At 49.0% G+C, this 19,572-nt stretch carries 21 protein-coding genes; 18 read left to right on the top strand and 3 right to left on the bottom strand.

Going from position 1 to position 19,572, the window contains the following annotated elements:
- Nucleotides 1-121: 121 nt before the first annotated feature.
- The gene (locus tag UNDYM_RS12860; protein ID WP_162041389.1) at nucleotides 122-721 is read right to left on the bottom strand and encodes a DUF2726 domain-containing protein; all 600 of its coding nucleotides are present in this window, start codon (nucleotides 719-721) and stop codon (nucleotides 122-124) included.
- A gap of 66 nt (nucleotides 722-787) precedes the next feature.
- Between UNDYM_RS12860 and UNDYM_RS12855 the strand changes: the two genes are divergently transcribed.
- The 15 genes from UNDYM_RS12855 to UNDYM_RS12785 all read left to right on the top strand — a co-directional run bounded on the left by UNDYM_RS12855 (nucleotide 788) and on the right by UNDYM_RS12785 (nucleotide 15,516).
- Complete coding sequence (locus UNDYM_RS12855) at nucleotides 788-1,114, top strand: hypothetical protein (RefSeq protein ID WP_162041388.1); 327 nt, start codon at nucleotides 788-790, stop codon at nucleotides 1,112-1,114.
- Between the two features lie 20 nt (nucleotides 1,115-1,134).
- Nucleotides 1,135-1,329, top strand: a complete 195-nt coding sequence (locus UNDYM_RS12850) for a hypothetical protein (RefSeq protein ID WP_162041387.1) — start codon at nucleotides 1,135-1,137, stop codon at nucleotides 1,327-1,329.
- Nucleotides 1,330-1,567: 238 nt separating this feature from the next.
- Complete coding sequence (locus UNDYM_RS12845; RefSeq protein ID WP_162041386.1) at nucleotides 1,568-2,071, top strand: hypothetical protein; 504 nt, start codon at nucleotides 1,568-1,570, stop codon at nucleotides 2,069-2,071.
- Nucleotides 2,071-3,261 carry a phage/plasmid replication protein, II/X family gene (locus UNDYM_RS12840; RefSeq protein WP_162041385.1) on the top strand — a complete coding sequence of 397 codons (1,191 nt, stop codon included), beginning with the start codon at nucleotides 2,071-2,073 and terminating at the stop codon, nucleotides 3,259-3,261. Before UNDYM_RS12845 ends, UNDYM_RS12840 begins: the two co-directional genes overlap by 1 nt.
- 13 nt (nucleotides 3,262-3,274) lie before the next feature.
- Nucleotides 3,275-3,610, top strand: coding sequence for a single-stranded DNA-binding protein (locus tag UNDYM_RS12835; protein ID WP_232064043.1), 336 nt, complete (start codon nucleotides 3,275-3,277; stop codon nucleotides 3,608-3,610).
- A gap of 2 nt (nucleotides 3,611-3,612) precedes the next feature.
- The gene (locus tag UNDYM_RS12830; protein WP_162041384.1) at nucleotides 3,613-3,864 is read left to right on the top strand and encodes a hypothetical protein; all 252 of its coding nucleotides are present in this window, start codon (nucleotides 3,613-3,615) and stop codon (nucleotides 3,862-3,864) included.
- Between the two features lie 50 nt (nucleotides 3,865-3,914).
- Entirely contained in the window at nucleotides 3,915-4,139 is a 225-nt protein-coding gene (locus tag UNDYM_RS12825; protein WP_162041383.1) for a hypothetical protein, read from the top strand.
- A 162-nt stretch (nucleotides 4,140-4,301) separates the two neighbouring features.
- Complete coding sequence (locus UNDYM_RS12820; RefSeq protein WP_162041381.1) at nucleotides 4,302-5,639, top strand: hypothetical protein; 1,338 nt, start codon at nucleotides 4,302-4,304, stop codon at nucleotides 5,637-5,639.
- Entirely contained in the window at nucleotides 5,597-5,935 is a 339-nt protein-coding gene (locus tag UNDYM_RS12815) for a DUF2523 family protein (RefSeq protein WP_370529472.1), read from the top strand. The genes UNDYM_RS12820 and UNDYM_RS12815 overlap by 43 nt, the downstream gene beginning before the upstream one ends.
- Nucleotides 5,936-5,938: 3 nt before the next feature.
- On the top strand, nucleotides 5,939-6,979 hold the full coding sequence (locus tag UNDYM_RS12810; protein ID WP_162041380.1) for a zonular occludens toxin family protein: 1,041 nt from the start codon (nucleotides 5,939-5,941) through the stop codon (nucleotides 6,977-6,979).
- A complete protein-coding gene (locus tag UNDYM_RS12805) occupies nucleotides 6,976-8,235 on the top strand; it encodes a type II secretion system protein GspD (RefSeq protein WP_232064042.1) in 1,260 nt (419 codons plus the stop codon). The genes UNDYM_RS12810 and UNDYM_RS12805 overlap by 4 nt, the downstream gene beginning before the upstream one ends.
- A gap of 782 nt (nucleotides 8,236-9,017) precedes the next feature.
- Nucleotides 9,018-9,233 (top strand): hypothetical protein, encoded by a 216-nt coding sequence (locus UNDYM_RS12800; protein WP_162041378.1) that lies wholly within the window; start codon nucleotides 9,018-9,020, stop codon nucleotides 9,231-9,233.
- A gap of 179 nt (nucleotides 9,234-9,412) precedes the next feature.
- On the top strand, nucleotides 9,413-9,688 hold the full coding sequence (locus UNDYM_RS12795; protein ID WP_232064041.1) for a hypothetical protein: 276 nt from the start codon (nucleotides 9,413-9,415) through the stop codon (nucleotides 9,686-9,688).
- Nucleotides 9,689-9,993: 305 nt separating this feature from the next.
- Nucleotides 9,994-14,043 (top strand): Pls/PosA family non-ribosomal peptide synthetase, encoded by a 4,050-nt coding sequence (locus UNDYM_RS12790; RefSeq protein WP_162041377.1) that lies wholly within the window; start codon nucleotides 9,994-9,996, stop codon nucleotides 14,041-14,043.
- 192 nt (nucleotides 14,044-14,235) lie between these two features.
- The gene (locus tag UNDYM_RS12785; RefSeq protein ID WP_162041375.1) at nucleotides 14,236-15,516 is read left to right on the top strand and encodes an AI-2E family transporter; all 1,281 of its coding nucleotides are present in this window, start codon (nucleotides 14,236-14,238) and stop codon (nucleotides 15,514-15,516) included.
- A gap of 172 nt (nucleotides 15,517-15,688) precedes the next feature.
- On the opposite strand, the gene UNDYM_RS12780 is transcribed toward UNDYM_RS12785, so the two are convergent.
- A complete protein-coding gene (locus UNDYM_RS12780) occupies nucleotides 15,689-16,213 on the bottom strand; it encodes a helix-turn-helix domain-containing protein (RefSeq protein WP_162041374.1) in 525 nt (174 codons plus the stop codon).
- Nucleotides 16,214-16,278: 65 nt separating this feature from the next.
- Between UNDYM_RS12780 and UNDYM_RS12775 the strand changes: the two genes are divergently transcribed.
- A complete protein-coding gene (locus UNDYM_RS12775; RefSeq protein ID WP_162041372.1) occupies nucleotides 16,279-16,767 on the top strand; it encodes a nuclear transport factor 2 family protein in 489 nt (162 codons plus the stop codon).
- 140 nt (nucleotides 16,768-16,907) lie between these two features.
- Here UNDYM_RS12775 and UNDYM_RS12770 read toward each other — a convergent pair whose 3' ends face one another.
- Nucleotides 16,908-17,204: a hypothetical protein gene (locus tag UNDYM_RS12770; protein WP_370529471.1), complete on the bottom strand. Its 297-nt coding sequence runs from the start codon at nucleotides 17,202-17,204 to the stop codon at nucleotides 16,908-16,910.
- Between the two features lie 170 nt (nucleotides 17,205-17,374).
- On the opposite strand from UNDYM_RS12770, the gene imuA reads away from it, so the two are divergent.
- Nucleotides 17,375-18,103 carry a translesion DNA synthesis-associated protein ImuA gene (gene imuA, locus UNDYM_RS12765; protein WP_162041370.1) on the top strand — a complete coding sequence of 243 codons (729 nt, stop codon included), beginning with the start codon at nucleotides 17,375-17,377 and terminating at the stop codon, nucleotides 18,101-18,103.
- Nucleotides 18,048-19,559 (top strand): DNA polymerase Y family protein, encoded by a 1,512-nt coding sequence (locus UNDYM_RS12760; RefSeq protein ID WP_162041369.1) that lies wholly within the window; start codon nucleotides 18,048-18,050, stop codon nucleotides 19,557-19,559. Before imuA ends, UNDYM_RS12760 begins: the two co-directional genes overlap by 56 nt.
- Nucleotides 19,560-19,572 lie beyond the last annotated feature (13 nt).

Here is a 19,572-nt window from a genome sequence, read left to right as displayed (position 1 = left end):
ACTAGTACTCTCACCTGAGTGCATGCTCTCACCTGAGTGCACTCACTTGAGTGAAGAATTAGCGAGACTCTAGCACGAATACTAACGAAGGTAAGTTACCCGTGACACATTTGACACATATTCACGCTGTTTCAATATTTGCTACACGCGAAGGTTCGCCAGATGTAGCTTCGTCCGGCGTTATGTCTTGTCTCAACCTGAGCACGTCTGGTATCTGCCTGTATCTGAAAACCTTGTACCCAGCAGTTTGCAACAATGCATCCCTTGATGCGTCTCTGTCTTCTCTTCCGTCGTGTGTCGAGTCGTCTAGTTCTATGACCGCAAGGACGTCGAACTCTTTGGTGCAAATCACAAAGTCAACGACCATCCTGTTGAATTTGGAACGAGTTGCTCTGTCAGTTGCCCAGTCCTGTCTCTCGTGCGTGATGATTGCTGAGAATGCGACCTGCGTAAGAACGATATGGTTAGGAAACGCACTTACGAGTCTCGGAAACATTGGTTTTTCTCTCTCAGTAAGAGGTCTTTTCTTTTTTACTGGCAGAGGTTCTGCTGCCTTTTTCTCCTCAATCAATGGTGCCTTTGCCTCATCGACCAAAGTCAGTTTTCTGTTGTTCTTGCTTCGGTCTCTCGTCAGGACTGACTGTAAGCCAGCTATGACTAATACGAATATAAGCCCGTACATCACTAGTCTGATGATGCTTTCAACTGCTGGGCTGAACATGTTTTTTCTCCTCTTTATGTTGTCGTTTAAGCATTATATGCAATTATCGTTACGGAGTAACGAAAAATGAAACAAGAACAAGACAAGTTTACCCGTGACGCATTTGAGACACCACGCCGTGGCCGTCCTCCAGTCTTACAACCTTTAACAAATGCTCAGCGCCAGGCCAGGTATCGCAAGGCAGTCAAGCAAGGCACATCTGACCCTGTGGCTCAAGCAAAAATCCAGGCTGCATTTCTTCGCTCTACAGCAAAAAAGCTGCAAGCAATGTCTGCCGATTGGGGCGATATCGATGAGCATTTTCTGAGCCAGTTGCAAAGCCTGGGTGAGGCTCTCACTGATTTTGAATCCGAGCTTGGCGATTACATTGCTCAAGATGGTTTCTCTGATTAAAAGTTACGGAGTAACGAAAAATGAAACTGACAGATCAAGCACTTGCTGACCTCATTGAACAATTACAGGGTGACCATGTCCAGGTCGGCAAAGATTTCATAGCACACGATGGTTACTCAGACCCGCTCGCGGCTGAAATCTGCTTGATCGGTCAGGCTATCGAGTGCTTGAACTCTTTGCGCACGATGCGTGCTGTTCCTGCTGCTACGGAGTAGTGAATCATGGACATGCATCTCGTCTTCGAATTCGTCGCCTTCACCTGCATTACCGGAGCCTGTGGCTATTTTGGCTGGCTGATTACCTCGCTTCTGCACGACGCGCCATGATGCTAGATCACTGCGACCTGTCCAACCTGTTGGCAGCCCTTGCCATCCTAGCGTGTGGCAATTTTGTGATTGTGCTTGGCTCCATGGCCTATCTGCGCCACAAATTGTCTTTGCTGAGCGAGTCGAAATGATAAACGCCTATACCGGACAAATGGGGCAGGGCATGAGCTTCCAGCCTCGCCGCCCAAGGTGTCTCCATATCCGTTTCCAGCTTGCCTGTGCCTCCGGCATTCTCGTCTATGGTGCAGCTCCTGATTTCCTCGTCTGTGTTGCTGCTGCCAAAGAGGCCAAACGCGCCTGGCTGAAGCTGCTCCCTTACTCAACCCTGCGAGTTCAGTTTTTCTACCCAAACCGCAAGCGCGTCCCCTCTGCTGACATCAAGGCAGCTTTACGCGCCCTCAATGACAAAAAGATATCGGCTGCTGTGGCGGTTCGTTCCACTTCCAGCACTACAAAAGCGCCTGCCCGGAGCGGAGCGAGGACAGCCGCTTTTGAAGGGTCTGGAAGTGGGTTTTTCGCTGTTGGTGTTGACGTTGATTTTTGTCAGGCGGGCGTGGTAGCACCGCCTGACGGTCTCACGGGTGAGACTTTTACAGTTTCTGGTTCAACTGATTTCAAAGGGTTTGAGTAGTGGCTTACGACACCATTAAATTGCGTTCACCGGCTCTGAATTCGAAGCTCATTCAGATGATCGAAAACCAGTGTTTTTTCCGCTCCGGCGTCGAGATGTCATCTGGTGAAGTGCGTTATGAGATTTTTACTGGTGAGTTGCTGGGCTCATGGGATGCCCGTATCTCTGTGGTGCCAAAGGATGAGGAATACCAGATTAACAGCGCTGGCCATCCGGTCTTGCAGCGCTGTGAGCCTTACATCTTGGTGGAAGCCTCGGTGCACAAGGTATTCAACGGCCACAACGTGTATGGCGGTCCAACAGATTTTCAGAAGGTGTGTAGTGATTTCGTTGTACTGCTGGAAGAGCTGCTGGAGATAGAGCTGCCGCCTGCCAACCTTTGGACTGTGCACCGGGTGGACGTGGCGCTGGTCTATCGACTCTCGAAAGAGGCGTGCAAGGAATTCTTCGCAGGGATGCAGCTTATCAACTTCCCACGCCGGAAGAAAGGCGCGGCCAAGTATGACATGGCTGTGTATTTCGCAGGCAAGACCACGACCGTCAAGTTTTACCACAAGGGCAGTGAGTTTGCAGTACATGAACGCTCACGCCTGAAGCAGTTTTTTAGCAGCCTGTTTGCGCACATCTATGGCAAGGGCGATTTGCAAAATGCATCGAGAGTCAAACGGAAAATTGAAGCGTTGCAGCGACTGGCAGACAACAGGCTCAGGGGTGAGGTTGAGATTCACTCTGACAAGTTCCAGTACGACTTTGGCAAGAATCCACTGGTCAGCGAAGTGACCGACGCTTATCTGCAAGGCGTTTATGACAAGGAAGTGGAAAAGCTCCTAAGGGAAGGAAAGCAGGGTATGGACAAGGTCAGAACTACAAGAGCAGTGCGCCAGCGCCTGCGCCAGATGTACGGCGATTTAAACGGTGATCGCCTCCATGGATTTTGGACGACGCTAGCGACTGAAGGCGACGACTACACGCGTGCCTTGTATCCGAAGGCTAGTTTTTACAGGCACAGAAAACACCTGGAAGAAGCGGGTGTGTGCTGGCGTGGCACTGACCTTGTCATTGTGGCGAATGATTCAGCCTTGCCATTTGATTTTGCTCCGATTAGGTCGGATAAGCGATTGTGTTACCTACCTGCACGCAATCGTGAAGAGTACAACGTAAGCAGGGAACAAATGCGGATAGCCGCGTAAAAAGGGGTTCACCATGGCAGCAGCAGAAAATGTAGTAACAAGTATCAAAGACAAACCAGCGCAGGCTTTGATGCAGGTTGTGGTACGCGGGCGTATCGAGGGCAGCAGCGTTTTTGAGGGTACGCGCTCTACCAAGATCATGACTCCTTCCGTTGATGAGTTCTCACGCCCTCAGTTGCTGGAAGTCCGCAGTAAGAATCGCATTGGTGAGAAAGGTGAGATTGTCACCGTCAGGTGTCTCCTGGGCGGTTATCAGCGCAAGGCGTTCACCGTCAAGGACAAGTCTTCAGGCGAGATGAAAACGGTAGTGCCTGTTGAGCATACGCTTGATTTGATCGAAGAAAATTAATCGTGACTACTTGGATTACAGCCTGTGAACAAGACCAGAATCCTTATCCTATTCATGGTGGGGAGGGTCAGATATACATCGGCTGTCAGTCTAAGAATTTGCGTTCTATCGAAATTGAGGAAACCGTGCCACCACTTGACCCTGCGTTATTGGCGCAAGCGTTCAGCGCCGGATTCGGGCCAGTGTTGATCTGCTTCTTTATTGGCCGTTCGTTCGGTGAAGTAATCAACATGGTTCGCAAAAGAAGATTGTAGTTAGCAGTACGGGGCTGGACGTTCCAGTCATTTTTAAATGGAGTATCAACATGAAATTGATCAAGAAAATTGTAGCTTTTGGTGCAGTCTCTGCCGCTGGTGTTCAGTCAGCGCTGGCAGCAGGTCCCACGCCTATCGATTTAACGCCGTTGACGTCTCAGTTTGACCCAGCGCCGATTAATTCGGCCGTCATGCAAATGGCCAGTGGATTGATGGCGATTGCAATGGTCGTTATGGCAGTTGCATACGTGTTGCACATGACGAAGAAAAAATAATCGGCCAACACCATGAAAAGAAGGCGGGCAGATGCGCGCCTTTTTTTTCGATCAAAATAATTTATATCATTAAAAGGGGCATGTGATGGGCGCACACTTTTGGTATCTGTTTACTTTCGGTCTCGGCATGATTTGCGCGTGGGCTGTAGTGGAGGGCATAAAATGAAAAAACTGTTTATCACATTATTTTGCGCATGGTTCCTTGCCCTGAATGTTCAATGTGCATGGGCAACTACTGTGCCAGTCAATCCGTTTGCCAATACGCTTACAGGTGTTCTGAATGCCAACATGCTTGGCCGTGGATTTAGCTTGGCAGACCCGCGTGTGTTCGCTACTTTGCGTGCTGTTGGTGGTGTTGCTGCAAGATGGGGGGCTGCCGCTGCCACGACCGCGTTTATAGGCACTGGCTGGGGTGCTTTGGCTTATGGTGCTGTAGTGCTTGGTATGTACGCTGGTGAGGCTGCTGCGACCTGGCTATGGAACTACAACAACCCCAAGAAAGTTACTGTCACTACGCCTGTAACCGTACCTAATACGCCTCCTATGGTACAAGGTGGAAAACATCTCTGGGCTGCTGCGGGCGGCAAAATTCTTGCTGAAGGTACAGAAGTTAATTCTGTCGCTTCACAGTTGATCAGTGTCGCGTATCCGGCAGGCAGCAGATTAGGTACTTGCTCGGTTCAGTCTGCGACGCAGTGGATGTGTTTCGTTTACAGTTATGACTCTGTAGCCGATAAATGGAATTACAACGCAGGTTCCTTTAATGTGGTGTCTGCTGAGACTGGCGCACCTATCTCCTGCGGTTCTGGCAGATACGTTGATAAAGATGGCAAGTGTGTTGCTCTCACTCCTGTTCAGACGGGAACAAACGGCACTCCTATTCCTCTGGCTGATGCAGTGGCAGGTATTCCCGGCTTGGATTTGACTAAGCCTCTCAATCCTGCGATTACTGCTGCTGTTGCAAATAAGGCGTGGATAGACGCGGCAGCGACACCCGGTTACAACGGCATTCCCTACGACTACACCAAGCCCATTACAGTGGACGATGTGAATAATTGGACTGCGGCTAATCCGGGCTTTGCGCCTACCGTGGATTCCTTCACCCGGCCAAATACTGGAACGAATCCCTTCGATTTGCCTTTGGTAGGCTCTCCGGCTGGTTCTGTCGATAATACCCAGGTGAATACAGGTACGAATGCTGCTGCCAGTCAGCCAGCTACTAACCTCGGTGTCGATCCGGGCATAGGCGCACCTAATCTGGAGAGCATCCCAACTGCTGCGCAGATATTGGCACCAATCTTGAACTTGCTACCTGACCTGAAAAATTACACTGTTCCGGGAGGTGGTGGCGAGTGTCCAAAATTTTCGCTGTCTGCGTTCAATAAGAGCTATACGGTTGACAAGCATTGTGAATTGCTGGAGCAGGGGAGAGGCACCATACATGCCACCATGATTCTGTGCTTCACGATTATGTCGCTGTTCATTGTGTTGAGGGCTTAATCATGTTCGGGATATTACTGTCAGCGTTTAATGTCGTTTTGGGCTTTGTGGTTCGGTCTGTCATCGCCAAATTCTTTGTGTTTTTTGCGCTTTACCTGATTACTACCGAATTCCTGCAGGTGCTGGTTTCTTCTGGAATTTTTCCATCAGCCAGTCAGTTAAATAGTGCGTTCGCTGGCCTGCCTTCCGGTGTCTGGTATTTCATGGATATTTTTGCTATCAGCACTGGTATATCGATGATGATTTCTGCTCAGGTGACAGCCTTCATTATTCGCAGAATTCCTGTGATCGGATAGAACATGCCCATAAACGTCTATTGCGGCCTGATGGGTTCAGGCAAGTCTTATGAATCGGTGTCCAACGTCATTATCCCGGCTGTGCTGGCTGGTCGTGATGTTGTTACCAATGTCGATGGCATCGATGGAGATGCGATTGCTGCTTATTGTGTCGAGAAGAAGGGCGCGAGTTTTGAGCAGCTAGGCCAGGTCAGGCACTGCCAGAATGCAGACGTGTCAAAGGATGATTTTTTTCCGTATGGTGAAGACGTCGATACATTCTGCCGTCCCGGTGATTTGGTGGTGATTGATGAGGCGTGGAAGTTCTGGGGCACCAAGTCTAAGGTCTGCCACAATCACGCCGTGTTTTTTCGTGAGCATCGTCACTACGTGTCTGAGAAAACCAGCGTTGCATGTGACCTCGTTCTCATGGTGCAGGATATCGGTGACTTGAACAGGATTCTAAAAGTCGTCGTTGAGGCAACGTTCAAGACTACCAAGCTGAAAAGCTTAGGATTGTCCAGCAAGTACCGCGTAGATATGTATGAGTCGTACAGGCTCACAAAGTCTTTTCATGTCACCAGTTTTTACAGGCACTACGATAAGGAAATTTTTCCACTGTACAGCAGCTATCAGGGCGGCAAAGGCAAGGAAGTGCAAGTGGACAAGCGCCAGAACATCTGGAATAACAAGATGGTCTATGTGTTTATCGTTGGCATTTTGGTGTTTGGTTCATACTCTGGCTACAACATGTACAAGTTCTTTACCGGGCCAAGTGTCAAGAAGGATAAAGCGCAGGCGCAGGCTGTAACGCCAGATGCAACAGCAAATGCGTCTGGTAAGGCTCATAGTAGCGATTCTCAGACGTTTTCTGATACATGGCGGTATGTTGGCACCTATCTCGATAAGAACGGCGCAAACATGGCGGTAGTCGCAGATAGTCAGGGTAGGGTGCGCATGGAGTCACCGTCTGTATTCAGTAGTAATGATGCGACTGCAATCGGTACGGTTGACGGTCGCAAGGTAACGATGTGGACAGGTGCGCTCACTGGAGAAAAGAAATGAAGATGTTTGCCTATGCACTGTTAGCGCTCGGTCTGATTTGCCAGAGCGTGCAGGCATCCCCGGTTACAGCGGCTAGTGTCCCTGTGAAATTCGACTTTCGTATGATCAATGTCGGCCAGGTCGTCCAGTTAGTCTATGGTGAAGCCCTGAAACAGCCTTATGTGATTCATCCTGATGTGTTGGCCGATACCAGACTGGTGAGCTTCCGCTATGAATCTGCAAACGGTGATTCACGTGCATTCCTCGCAAATTTCCTGGACACGCTCGGCTTCGCTATCGAGACCAAGCAAGGTGTGGATTACATTACGCGCAGGCTGCCGGAAGATAAAAAGCAAGCACTGCCGCCCGACATGGAAACGTTCGTGTACAAGCCTAAGCATCGAGAGGTAGGCTATATCAGCAGGGTGCTTGCGCCAGTGTTTCAAGGCTCCTTTGCGGTAAACAGGAGTATTGCCGCTCCTGAGTCGGCCAAGGTTAACAGGTCTGTCCCTGAGGGTTCAGTCGCTGCCATGGTTGATCAGAATGCAGATGTGCTGATCTTTACAGGCACGGCCAAGGAGATTGCGACGCTGCAAAGACTGTTGCCACAGATCGACGAAGCAAAGGGGCAAGTGATGGTCAGGGGCGTGGTGTATGAGGTTGCCAGTAGTGCCAAGGAAGGTTCGGCATTTGCGCTGGCGCTTAGTATCCTCGGCGGCAAGTTCTCTGTTATCAACGGTGGATCTGCAACGCTTGACAGTGCTATACGCCTGAAAACCAACAGCATCGATGCCGTATTCTCTGCGCTATCGAGTGACTCCAGATTCAATGTCATCAGCAAGGCAAGCGTGCGTGTTGCATCCGGCGACACTGGCAGATTTAACAGCGGCCAAGAAGTACCAGTACTGGGTGCTGTATCGTATCCATCCGGCGCAGGCCAGGCAGTCCAGGACGTGCAATACCGTAACAGCGGCGTTTCGTTTGAGGTCAAGCCAAGTGTCAGAGACGAGGTAGTCGATTTGAAGGTAAAGCAGCAGATCAGCGACTTTGTGACCACAACGACAGGTGTCAACAACAGCCCGACGCTCAACAAGCGTGAAGTGGAAACCAGCCTGAGCCTTCAAGATGGCGATGTGGTTGTCCTGGGCGGACTCTCACAGGATAAGCAAACCGGCTCTCATTCCGGCCTGTCGTTTTTGCCATCGTTTCTTCATTCAAAAGGCACGGAAAATTCAAAGGTGGAAATTTTGCTTGTTCTTCAGTTGAATCGAACTTAAAAACCACAAAATTGATGCGTGCTGTTTGTGGTCGCTAACATTGAATCGTTGTCGTGGTAACGGGTTCCAGTTGTCAATCTTGCGCACACAGGTTTTGTTAGTATTGAGTTAGCACGGTAATTTCGATCTTTGCCTTATACTGACATTGTTTCCAAACAGTTCAGGGCTTTTACTAATTGTTGGGAAATTTTAGATTTGAATAGTGCTAAAGAAAAATGCTGTTAAGGGGACCAACCCAAAACAGCACTTTATGAGGTGTTCCGAAACTAAGTAAGATTAGAACAGAACTTTGTCGTAGCAGACATCTGAAACTATACCAGATCAAATTAACGTAATTTGATTTTTTTTGTCAAAGGTAGATATTTTTTTATTTATTAACTATCTGCTTTGCTGTGTATTTTCATTTTTATTAGCTCTTGTTCTTTTCTTACTCTTTTATGAAGAAAGAGTGGAAATATGAAAATTTTTTAAATTTTCCTTCACCTAGTGCTGGATTTATTTTATTTAATTTTAGGGAGCTAATATGCCTGTCGATATTTATCGAGCTTTAGACGCGCTCGCTTTTTTGGCGATCACATTTGAGAGTAATCCTTTTGGCGGTAGTTTGCTGATTTTTGGATTAATTTATTGGATTCATTCCAAGAAGAAATAAGTTAAATGCCCATGTTTGTGTATTGACATACAAACATGGGTATTTTGTTTTGGTGCACATCCATACAAGTTGCATCTGCCCAGATTTTTGTCCAAGATTTATGCTGCTTATTTATACAGTGGTTAATATCATGCAGCATACAGACAAATACAAGGAAGGCGACGAGCAGACCATCTATTTTTGGCGCTATCAGGTGCCAGGTAAAAAGAAAATGGTTCGGACACGCTGGCGCATGAATGAAGAAAATGCCGCAATCTATTTTGCTGGGCAGAAGTACGAACGATGCGACTTTGATTCATACACGTTTATCACAGGCAGCATTTCTTCACGCGGGAACTTTCTTTAAAGTTGCAGGGTATGGGGTCGCTTTAGACCCCATGAATGCTGTGGTGGCTGGTCGATCATGGTTGGCTGACTCCGCAGTTTGATGTACGCCAACTGATGGCCGACTGTGCGCCATGCAAGCCAAACTCAGCCTTTGATATCTTGTATCATCTGCAAATTACTTGCCCCTGATACAACGACATGCAGTTAGAGCTTTTCCCGTTCGAGCCGATGAGCGTAGCCGAAAAACAACAAATATTTGAAATTATTAAAAGGCATTATTGGACGATACGAAACACGCGCTCCTGGCGTTTTGGCGATGCGCCGCGCCGCAAAGCCTATCGAAGAATTGAGGTCGAAAAAAAACGCCTGATGATGTCAGGCGTTTCAAAAAGGGAGATTTTAGATTACTTAGCTTGTTGCCGTTTGAAATGTAAACGAGGTAAAGATTGTCCTTATTGCCGATCTAATTTTTGACAAAATCCATGCCTTCATATCGGAGGCTATTTTACATAATATAAATTATGCGAAATTAAGGATGAATTGGGATTACAATGTGGTCTTGTTGGAGTCATCTTTGCTCTTCTGTATCGGCTGTTACCCATTAAATCTCGATGGAGACCAATTGAAACAAAATAATTCGTTACGCATATTTCCCAAAGATGAATTTATCAAAATGGTAAACTGACACTTTAGTTGTGATTTCTCAACATGAGAAAGAATTTGGCTTTTGCCGCCAAAATTTAGCCTATATTAAGTGACCTTTCTCTTTCAGATTTTTTATGCAATCGTTTAGCAGCACAAATACAATAACAAACCCAGAAATTTTGTACGGTGAGGAAAGGCTCGATTTTTTACGAGAAGAAGTACTGGCTGATTTGCTGGAGGCAAGCGCGGCTGCTTTTCCTGACAAGACCGCATTAATCTCCGGTGAAGTATCTGTCAGTTATGGGCAATTAAATGCTGATGCAGATCGTGTTGCCTCTGTTTTGATCGCTGCTGGTGTGAGGCCCGGACATATTATTGGCTTGTGGCTGCCACGCGGCATACATTTGCTGATCATGCAGGCAGCGATTGCCAAAACTGGTGCAGCCTGGCTGCCGTTTGATGCAGATACTCCCATAGACAGGATAGCCGTTTGCCTCAATGATGCAAATGCCTTTGGCATCTTGAGCTGCCAGGCTTTTGAAGCGCAGTTGATTGAGCTGAACTGCCAGAAATGGCTGGCTGAAGATGCATTGGCCGATGTTGGGCAAGCCATTTTAAGGCGTGAAGCCGTCAAAGGCAGCGACCCGGCTTATGTGATTTATACCTCAGGATCGACTGGCAAGCCCAAGGGCATATTGGTGAACCAGGCCAGTATCTGTCATTTTTTGCGTAGTGAAAATCATGTGCTGGGCATTCGGCATGATGACCGCGTGTATCAGGGATTTTCACTGGCATTTGATATGTCATTTGAAGAAATCTGGATCAGTTACCTGGTTGGTGCGACCTTGTGGCTGGCACCAAAAGAAATTACGGCTGATCCAGATGCCCTGCCGCTGGCCTTGAATGAAAACCACATCAGTGTTTTACACGCTGTCCCCACCCTGCTCGCTTTATTCAGCCATGAGGTTGACAGCCTGCGCCTGATCAATCTGGGTGGCGAAATGTGTCCCGAGGTGTTGGTCAAGCGTTGGTCGCGCCCCGGACGGCAGATGTTCAACACTTATGGGCCGACTGAAGCCAGTGTTTCTGCCAGCCTGGCGCAATTGCAGCCGGAACGGGCTGTGAACATAGGCAGGCCTTTACCTAATTATTCTTTACTTGTCATTGCTACCGATGTTGAAAACGGTTTGCGTCTTTTGCCTGCGGGTGAAACCGGGGAGCTTTGTATTTCTGGCCCCGGTGTGGCGATTGGTTATCTTGGGCGCCCGGATCTGACAGCTGAAAAATTTCTTGCCAATCCCTGGGCCAGAAATGCGCATGAGGCCAGACTGTATCGCACAGGTGATCTGGCTTGTTTTAACCCAGATGGCAGTGTGCAATGCCTGGGGCGGGCTGATGATCAGGTAAAAATCCGCGGATTCAGGGTGGAGCTGGGCGAAATTGAGTCTGTTTTGGCCAAACAAGCTGGCGTGGGTGCGGTTGCGGTTGTCTTGCGCAAGGACGAAGACATTGACCAGATCGTGGCTTTCATCGTCAATGATCAGCTCCCTGCCGATACTGATGTCAGCGTGTTTGCACAGCATGCGCTTGTCTTGCGCACCGAGTTAAGCAGGGTTTTGCCTATTTATATGGTGCCTGCACGCTTTGAGTATCTACCTGAAATGCCCAGACTGACCTCGGGCAAAATTGACCGCAATACGCTCAAAAAGCTGACTCTGGCAAAGCAGGCTGCAAACCATGCGTCAGATACGCCAGAAAACGAAACTGAGGCCGTGCTGTTTGAGGCCCTGGCCAGCCTGTTCCCAGGGCAGGCGATACAACGTGGGTCTGATTTTTTTATTGATCTGGGCGGCCATTCTCTGATGGCAGCAAAACTGGTGTCGATTTTGCGCAAACATCCACGCTTTGCGTATTTCAGAATAAGCGACATTTATACGCACCGGGTGATTGCGAGGATGCTGCAAGTACTGGAATCCACTGGTGTAACACAGGATGCATCAGCCGCCGCAAGCAAGCAACAATGGGCCACTGCACCTGAATGGAAACGCTGGCTTTGCGGCATAGGGCAAGCAGCAGCCATACCCTGGTTAGTGGCCATGCGCATGGTGCAATGGCTGGCACCGTTTTTTGCCTACCACTTCTTTACAGGCGACCCTGAAGATTCCATTGCCAGGGCTGTGTTCTTGTCTGTTGGTGTTTTCTTGTTGTTGACACTGACCGAATTTGCCGTTGCCATTATCGGAAAATGGTTGATTGCCGGGCGTCTGAAGGCCGGGCGTTATCCCTTGTGGGGCTTGACCTATTATCGCTGGTGGCTGGCAGACAGGCTGGTGGAGGCTGCGCCTGCCTATATGTTAAGCGGATCTTCTTTATACAGTTGGTGGTTGCGTGCACTGGGTGCAAAAGTAGGGTCTGATGTCGTGATCGGCTCAATGACTTTGCGGGCGCCTGATTTGCTAAGCATCGGCGACCGTTGCAGCATAGGTAATGCCAGTAATTTTGAAAATGCCAGAGTTCAGCATGGCGAGTTAATCCTGGGCACAATTACGCTGGAAGATGATGCCTATGCTGGTTCATATGCTGTGCTGGAAGGTAATGTACATATTGAAGGTGGTGGCCATCTTGAAGGGCAATCTGCTTTAAGTGAAGGGCAGCGCATACCAAAATCCAGAATCTGGAAAGGCTCGCCTGCCAGAGATGCAGGCGCATTTGATGCATCAATTTTCCCGCCCAGACCACAGGTTTCACGCTTGCGCCTGGCAGGGGAAGCTGTGTTCTTCGTATTTGGTTCGCTATTGATCAGCGCCCTGTTTTTCATGCCTGTCTTCCCAAGCTTTGTGACGATAGACTGGTTTGATAATTCTGAGCTGTTCCCTGGTTTGCAAAGTAATTCCGTGATTTTCCAGCTCATGAAATATTTCTTGCTGGCTTTCCCTGCCACTGCGGTATTGATTGTTTGTACAGCCCTGCTCTCTGCGGGCATACGCTGGAGTATTTTGCCGACCTTGAAGGAAGGGCAATATCCAGTTCATGGCAACACTTATTGCGGCAAATGGCTGGTCAACCAGATCCAGGAATCCAGCCTGAATGTCTTGCACGGGGTATATGCAACGGTATATGCGCCCTTCTGGTATCGCTTGCTGGGTGCCAAAGTCGGGCGTGGCGCTGAAATTTCTACCGCTTTGGGTGTTGTGCCGGACATGCTGACTCTAGGTGATGAAACCTTTATCGCTGATGCAGTGTTGCTGGGTGATGAGCAAATTGATTGCGGCTGGATGAGCATGCATCCTACCGTCATTTCTCGCCGCAGTTTTGTGGGCAATGGTGCATACGTGCCTGATGGCACGATCTTGCCTGAGAATGTATTGATAGGTGTACATTCCAGCGCACCAGATAATGAACAAATGCGTGAGGGTGATACCTGGCTGGGTTCGCCGGCTATCCATTTGCCTGCCCGTGAGGAAACCAAGGGCTTTCCTGAGAACCTGACTTTCCGGCCGTCTCTTATTCGCCGTCTGGGACGTGGTTTGATTGAGGCTTTCCGCATCATTGCGCCGCATGCGATGGTGATCGCTGTTGGCTATACCATCGTTCTGGATTTGATGCCTTTGGCCGGAGATGATCGCTGGAGTGAGGTTGTGTATTACCTGGTGGTTGCTGGTCTGCTATATGGGGTAGGCAGTTTTGCCTTTGTGCTGGTGTTGAAATGGATACTGATTTTCCGCTACAAGAAAAGCAGCGTGCCCATGTGGACACCTTTTGTCTGGATATCAGAAGGCATCACCAATCTGTATGAAGGTATTGCCGTGCCAAATTTCATGCGTTACTTGCGTGGTACACCCTGGCTGCCCCTGGTATTCAACTTGTTGGGCTGCAAAATTGGGCGAGGCGTGTACATGGACACCACTGATATTACCGAGTTTGACTGCGTGAGCATAGGTGACTATAGCGAGATCAATGCCCTGGCCTGCCCGCAAACACATTTGTTTGAAGACAGGGTTATGAAAATTGACCATGTCAGTATTGGTGAGCGGGTCTATATGGGGCCGCGCAGCTCAGTTCTATATAGCGCTGTGGTCGCAGATGGTGCCAGTCTTGGTGCGTTGACGCTGGTCATGAAGGGGGAATATATTCCCGCTAATTCCAGTTGGCGTGGGTGCCCTGCTGCCATGATGGGGGCTTGATTTGTACATGTGAACTGGCCTTGCGCAGTCGCGTGGGGCCAGGTTTGAGCGTGTTAATTTAATTGACTAACCCGCTTCCGCTATTCATGTCGGCGAATGTGAAAGCTGGATGCGGGATAACGCACAGTTGCTGTCAGGGTAGTCTGTCATGATGAAACAGACTTTATACAGATTCACTGAACTTGTGCAGAAATGGCACAGAATACAAGCGCTGATATGACAAAAAATCCGGAAAAATTTGCGCCAAAACCCGCCACCCCAATGGCTAAGAAAACTATCCGCGTTGAATTAGCGAAATCTACGATTGTAGCGATTGTTGCCGTAGTGCTTGGCTTCGCACTGCTTTCACAATTGGTTCCCGTCATTCTCGTATTGATCACTGCGCTGATGCTGGTTGGCACTCTGAATCCGGCTGTTGACTGGCTGGAGCGTCGTAAAATACGTCGCTTTGCCAGTATTGCGACGGTGTTTACGGTGCTGCTGATCGTTTTGGTTGTATTGACTGTTTTTACCGTGCCACCGTTTATTGCACAAGTGGTTAGCCTGATTCAGCAAGAACCAGAATTGCGCGGACGCCTGATTAAATTTCTTGCTGCTTATCCCGTTACTGAATCTCTGGCAGATGGTTTGCGGCATATTCAATATGCCGCACTCTTCAAATCCTACAGCAGCGAAGCAATGGCTTTTTCAAGAGGTTTCTTCGAGATTATCGCGTATGGTGCAGGTGCCTTCTTTCTTGCCTTGTACATCATGATAGACCGTGACCGGTTGCGCGGCGCATTGTTTGCTGTGATTCCGCGCGCTCACCATATCAAGCTGGCGCGTATCATGCTCAATCTTGAGACTATTGTTGGTGGCTATGTGCGTGGCCAGGTTCTCACTTGTGCGATGATGACAGTCTTTCTGTTTATTTTGCTCACAGCATGTGGGGTGCCTAATGCGATAGCAATTGCGGCTTTTGGCGGGATTGTGGATGTGCTTCCCTTTGTCGGGATTTTTTTGACCATGATACCTGCTGTGCTGGCTGCCATGGCTGTTGGTGGCGTTGCTGCATCCGTAGTATTTGTGCTGTTACTTTGCTATGAAGAGTTTGAAAGCCGGATATTAATCCCGGTCGTTTATGGGCGCGCGCTACGCTTACCCTCTTCCATAGTACTGTTCGCATTGATCGCGGGAGGTTCGCTATATGGTATAGGAGGTGCGCTGCTCGCATTGCCGGTTGCGGCGACCCTGCTCATGCTGGTCGATGAGTTGAAAGTTGAATTACCAGGTGAAAGCCCGCAACCCAGGGATTTGGCCGTGCAGAGAGATGATATTGTTGGCGAGGCCGAATATTTAAGGCGTACTGATGGCATGCCAGCAGAAGCCGCCGCTGGAATCGCACTCGAAATTTCGGGGGATAGAAAATTCAGCGAAGAAGACAAGGCAATAAAAGATTTGACCGCGGCAGAGCATTCTGTAGAGAATACTTAGAGGCTGTTGCAAGTTTAACCTGGCGTTGTTGCGCCTCCAGAATGTAAAACCCGGTACTAAAGTACTGCCTGCGTCGGCGACTCCTAGCCGGGGGCACCTAGCCATCTTAATTTTGTAACAGCCTCTTAAGTTGGTACAAATTGATAAGCCTCGACTTGATACTGCATTATTTTTATTTCTTTGGGTTACTATCAAGTGCTTTTGGTCGACCCAGCACTTGTCCCATTAATGCGGTACCAGGTGTTTCCTTACCACCTGGGCCTGCTTCAAATCGTATATCTTCGAGTTGCAATTCTTCTTTGCACATGGCACAAAATGGTGTGGCGCTGGTGACATGGCCGCAGTGCTGATGACGGACAAGTAAAGGTTGTTGCCCTTCTGCTGTGCGCCATTTATCTCCCCAGGCAGTCAATGCCAGTAATACTGGATATAAATCCCGCCCTTGCTGCGTCAGGCTATAACGCCAGACACGTTTATCCTGAACATCGGTATGTCGCTCGACTATGCCCTGCTCCATCATTTTTTTCAGACGGGCGGTCAGAATATTCGATGCCACTCCGAGATTGCGCTGGATATCATCAAAGCGTTCAAACCCCAGAAACAGATCACGCAAGATCAGGAGTGTCCACCACTCACCAATCACTTCCAACGTGCGGGCTATCGAGCAGGAAAAATCGGAAAAAGAACTGCGCTCCATAATTTGGCTTGCTTGATGCAAGTTAACTGTTTATATTACTTGCATTATGCCAGTGAAAGTTCGCCATGTATGCTTATATCGTTGAAAACAAACTTCGTAAGACCTTTGCCGCCATCAACGCAGGCGATGTCGGCCTGATGCTGGATAGCCTCGCTGCTGATTTCACTTATCGCTTTGAAGGAGATTCTCCTATTTCTGGATTGCGTAATTCACGCGCATCCATGGCTTTATGGTGGGAGCGCTTATATCGTCTGTTTCCAGGACTGCACTTTGAAGTAAAAGAAGTTGCTGTCATCGGGCCACCGTGGGATACCCGCATCCATGCTGTACTGGATTTTATCGTGCCACACCAGCCAGATGGCCCCTACAAGAATGTTGTGATGCAATTCATGCGTATGCGTTGGGGCAAAATTACCTACATTCACACATTGGAAGACACTCAGCGCTGCAGCCGTTATCTGGCGTGGAGTGTGAGCCAGGGATGTGATGAGGCACTGGCTCCGCCTATTACAGATCAAGCCTGGCCAGGCACTGGTCCTTTCTTGCGGGCTTAGATCTGGATATCCAGATCGGCAGAAAACTTATCCTGATGGGAGCAAACTCTACAGCACATATCTGGGTTTTGTTGCGGTAGAAGTTTGCTCATTCTGCTAAAGGATAAATTGGTCGCCTGATTAAACACCATAGCCTGAACTTACCAGTTGGCTTTAGACAAAATAATCAACCACTTACGTAGTACCAGTACTTCCAGATGTCCGGCTTGTATGCCTGTACTGCAATCCAGTATCGGATTAACATAGTAAGTACGCTGCCTGAAGTCGCGGCAGACAAATATTTCGCGACGACCAAGGCGCATCAAAAATGATGTTGGTGCAAATTGCAGGCTGAAACGCGTATCAAAGGACTGTTCGAGGTTTGCCATAATTTCAATCTCCATATCGGTTGGTATGTGATAGAGGAACTTCATCAAAACAGCCATGCGTTCATCCATAGGTCGAACTTTAACACAAACTACTGTATGCGCAATCAGTATATTGTAAACTGTGGTTTTCTCGTCTACCTGTGATTTCTTGCTCCCGTCTCATAGTACTGACACATAAAATAAACTTTGAAGTCTTTCACCATATTACATATACTGTATATTTAATCAGTATATGTAATATGGCCCACGTTTCCTCACTTCTTCCTGAACGCATACACCCCGCACTGTGGCGTGCATCGCAACTGGCGCGTGGTCAGGGCGGCTATTTGCCCAGTGGTTATGCAGAACTCAATAATGAGCTACCTGGCAATGGCTGGCCACAGGGGCAATTAACCGAAATTTTGCTGCCACAGGTTGGCACTGCCGAACTCAGCTTGCTCAAACCCGCCTTAAACCAACTTGATGGGCGTCCCATTGTTTTGTTGACGCCACCTTATGTACCGCAGGCATTGGCTTTTTCATGCACTGGCTTGCAGGCATCGCAATTGATATGGATACGCTGCCAGAAGCATGTCGATGCCTTGTGGGCGGCTGAGCAGGTGTTGCGCAATAGCAGTTGTGGCGCGCTGTTGTTCTGGACATCCAGCATCCGTAGTGAAGCTTTGCGTCGTTTGCATCTGGCAGCACAAAGCTCGGAGACTTTATTTTTTTTGATGCGTGACATGCGGGCGGCACAGCAGGCCTCTCCTGCCCCCTTGCGATTGAGTGTGCAAACCAGTCAATATGGCCTGGAGCTGGGCATACTCAAACGCCGTGGCAGCCAGCGTGATGCGCCGCTGACATTGCATGTACCCGATCATCCTTATTTGTATGCCTATGCTCATCCAGGCAAAGAAAAACTTGCGACAAACTATGGCAACTTGCCCACCATTGTGGATAGCCGTTCACCTGCCTTTACTCCAGCTTGAGGTGTTCGTCACTCCCTTGTTTGCTCAGCAAGAGACGCAAGTCAGTGTGATACTCCATCAAGGCCGGGTGACATCCATGTCTGCATCAGCCGATCAGGCAGGCGTACGTCTGGGCATGCGCGCAGGGGGTGTGCAGATGCTGTCTGCTGATGCAGATTATTATCAGCGCGATCACAATAAAGAGAAGCTGGCATTACAGGCGACAGCAACTGCATTGCTGCAATACTCACCACAAGTCTGCCTGGCAGAAGACGATTGCATACTGGTTGATATCAGTGCCAGCTTGAGTTTGTTTGGTGGCATACGCGCTTTACGTAAACGCGTGCAGGAAAGCATGCGCATTCTGGGTTATACAGCAACGACAGGCATTGCTCCCGTTGCCAGGGCTGCCTGGCTATTTGCCAAGCAGGCATCGCGCAAACTCCCCAGAGGGCAGCATGTCTTTAAACTGCAAAGATTGAGCCAGCGCCTGGACAGGCTACCGGTCAAATTACTCACCGCAGCTGAACCTTTGACTGAATTACTGCAAGGCATAGCCTGTTATAACCTCAGAGATTTACGTCAATTACCACGCCCTGGCCTGCAGAGACGTTGTGGTAAAGCTTTACTCATAGAGCTGGATCAAGCCTATGGTGAGCAGGCAGAAGTACACGAATGGTATCTGGCAGCGCCAGAATTCAAAGTCAAAATGGAATTACCAGACCGCATAGAGCAGGCAGAGTCCCTGCTCATCTTTGCCCGTAGCCTGCTAGCCCAATTATTGGGATGGCTGGCTGCGCAGCAACTGGCGGTTACGCATATACACATGGAGTTATTGCATGAACGTGGTCGCCAGGCCATTCCACCAACCATGTTTGATCTGCAACTGGCACAAGCATGCTGGCAAGAGTCGCATCTGCTAAGTTTGTTTAAAGAAAAATTCAGCCAGCTCAAGCTGCATAGTGCCGTCATCGGCATGCTGCTGGAAGTAAAACAGACCATCTTGCGCGAAGCACAAAGCTATACCTTGTTCCCCGAACCCGGCGGGCAGGCAAATGAACACAAGCGCTTGCTTGAACTCCTGGTCGCCCGTCTGGGCGAAGAGAATGTCTTGCAGCCAGCACCACAGGCAGACCATAGGGCTGATATTGCCAATCACTGGATTTCTGTCATCAAGAAAGCTCCGTCGCCCTGCCCGGCATCCGCTTTGGCCGGCTATGCCTTGCGCCCTAACTGGTTATTGCCGCAGCCGTTGGCGCTGGACATTCACGAGCATCGTCCTTATTACGGCTCAGAACTCCAACTTGTTTCTCCGGCTGAACGCATAGAAGCCGGATGGTGGCATGAGCAGATACAAACCCGGGATTATTACATTGCTGTTGATAAGCGCCATGTGCGTTACTGGATTTATCGCGAGCGTGCCAATGATCCTGACAGTGAAGAACCTGTCTGGTTTTTACACGGTGTTTTTGGATAGCATTTTTGGGATA

Origin of the sequence: Undibacterium sp. YM2, assembly GCF_009937975.1 — a bacterium.
In the GTDB taxonomy this organism is placed as follows: Bacteria; Pseudomonadota; Gammaproteobacteria; order Burkholderiales; family Burkholderiaceae_D; genus Undibacterium.
The sequence above is the reverse complement of the archived record's forward strand: the minus strand, read 5'-3'. Positions and strand labels throughout refer to the sequence as shown.

What these genes read in the sequence shown, in the direction of transcription:
- UNDYM_RS12805 (WP_232064042.1), top strand. Translation starts at nt 6,976, where the DNA reads ATGAAGATGTTTGCCTATGCACTGTTAGCGCTCGGTCTGATTTGCCAG.
- UNDYM_RS12845 (WP_162041386.1), top strand. Translation starts at nt 1,568, where the DNA reads ATGATAAACGCCTATACCGGACAAATGGGGCAGGGCATGAGCTTCCAG.
- UNDYM_RS12785 (WP_162041375.1), top strand. Translation starts at nt 14,236, where the DNA reads ATGGCACAGAATACAAGCGCTGATATGACAAAAAATCCGGAAAAATTT.
- UNDYM_RS12790 (WP_162041377.1), top strand. Translation starts at nt 9,994, where the DNA reads ATGCAATCGTTTAGCAGCACAAATACAATAACAAACCCAGAAATTTTG.
- UNDYM_RS12825 (WP_162041383.1), top strand. Translation starts at nt 3,915, where the DNA reads ATGAAATTGATCAAGAAAATTGTAGCTTTTGGTGCAGTCTCTGCCGCT.
- UNDYM_RS12760 (WP_162041369.1), top strand. Translation starts at nt 18,048, where the DNA reads ATGGCAACTTGCCCACCATTGTGGATAGCCGTTCACCTGCCTTTACTC.
- UNDYM_RS12820 (WP_162041381.1), top strand. Translation starts at nt 4,302, where the DNA reads ATGAAAAAACTGTTTATCACATTATTTTGCGCATGGTTCCTTGCCCTG.
- UNDYM_RS12810 (WP_162041380.1), top strand. Translation starts at nt 5,939, where the DNA reads ATGCCCATAAACGTCTATTGCGGCCTGATGGGTTCAGGCAAGTCTTAT.
- UNDYM_RS12795 (WP_232064041.1), top strand. Translation starts at nt 9,413, where the DNA reads ATGCAGTTAGAGCTTTTCCCGTTCGAGCCGATGAGCGTAGCCGAAAAA.
- UNDYM_RS12770 (WP_370529471.1), bottom strand. Translation starts at nt 17,204, where the DNA reads ATGGATGAACGCATGGCTGTTTTGATGAAGTTCCTCTATCACATACCA.
- UNDYM_RS12850 (WP_162041387.1), top strand. Translation starts at nt 1,135, where the DNA reads ATGAAACTGACAGATCAAGCACTTGCTGACCTCATTGAACAATTACAG.
- UNDYM_RS12800 (WP_162041378.1), top strand. Translation starts at nt 9,018, where the DNA reads ATGCAGCATACAGACAAATACAAGGAAGGCGACGAGCAGACCATCTAT.
- imuA (WP_162041370.1), top strand. Translation starts at nt 17,375, where the DNA reads ATGGCCCACGTTTCCTCACTTCTTCCTGAACGCATACACCCCGCACTG.
- UNDYM_RS12855 (WP_162041388.1), top strand. Translation starts at nt 788, where the DNA reads ATGAAACAAGAACAAGACAAGTTTACCCGTGACGCATTTGAGACACCA.
- UNDYM_RS12780 (WP_162041374.1), bottom strand. Translation starts at nt 16,213, where the DNA reads ATGGAGCGCAGTTCTTTTTCCGATTTTTCCTGCTCGATAGCCCGCACG.
- UNDYM_RS12860 (WP_162041389.1), bottom strand. Translation starts at nt 721, where the DNA reads ATGTTCAGCCCAGCAGTTGAAAGCATCATCAGACTAGTGATGTACGGG.
- UNDYM_RS12775 (WP_162041372.1), top strand. Translation starts at nt 16,279, where the DNA reads ATGTATGCTTATATCGTTGAAAACAAACTTCGTAAGACCTTTGCCGCC.
- UNDYM_RS12835 (WP_232064043.1), top strand. Translation starts at nt 3,275, where the DNA reads ATGGCAGCAGCAGAAAATGTAGTAACAAGTATCAAAGACAAACCAGCG.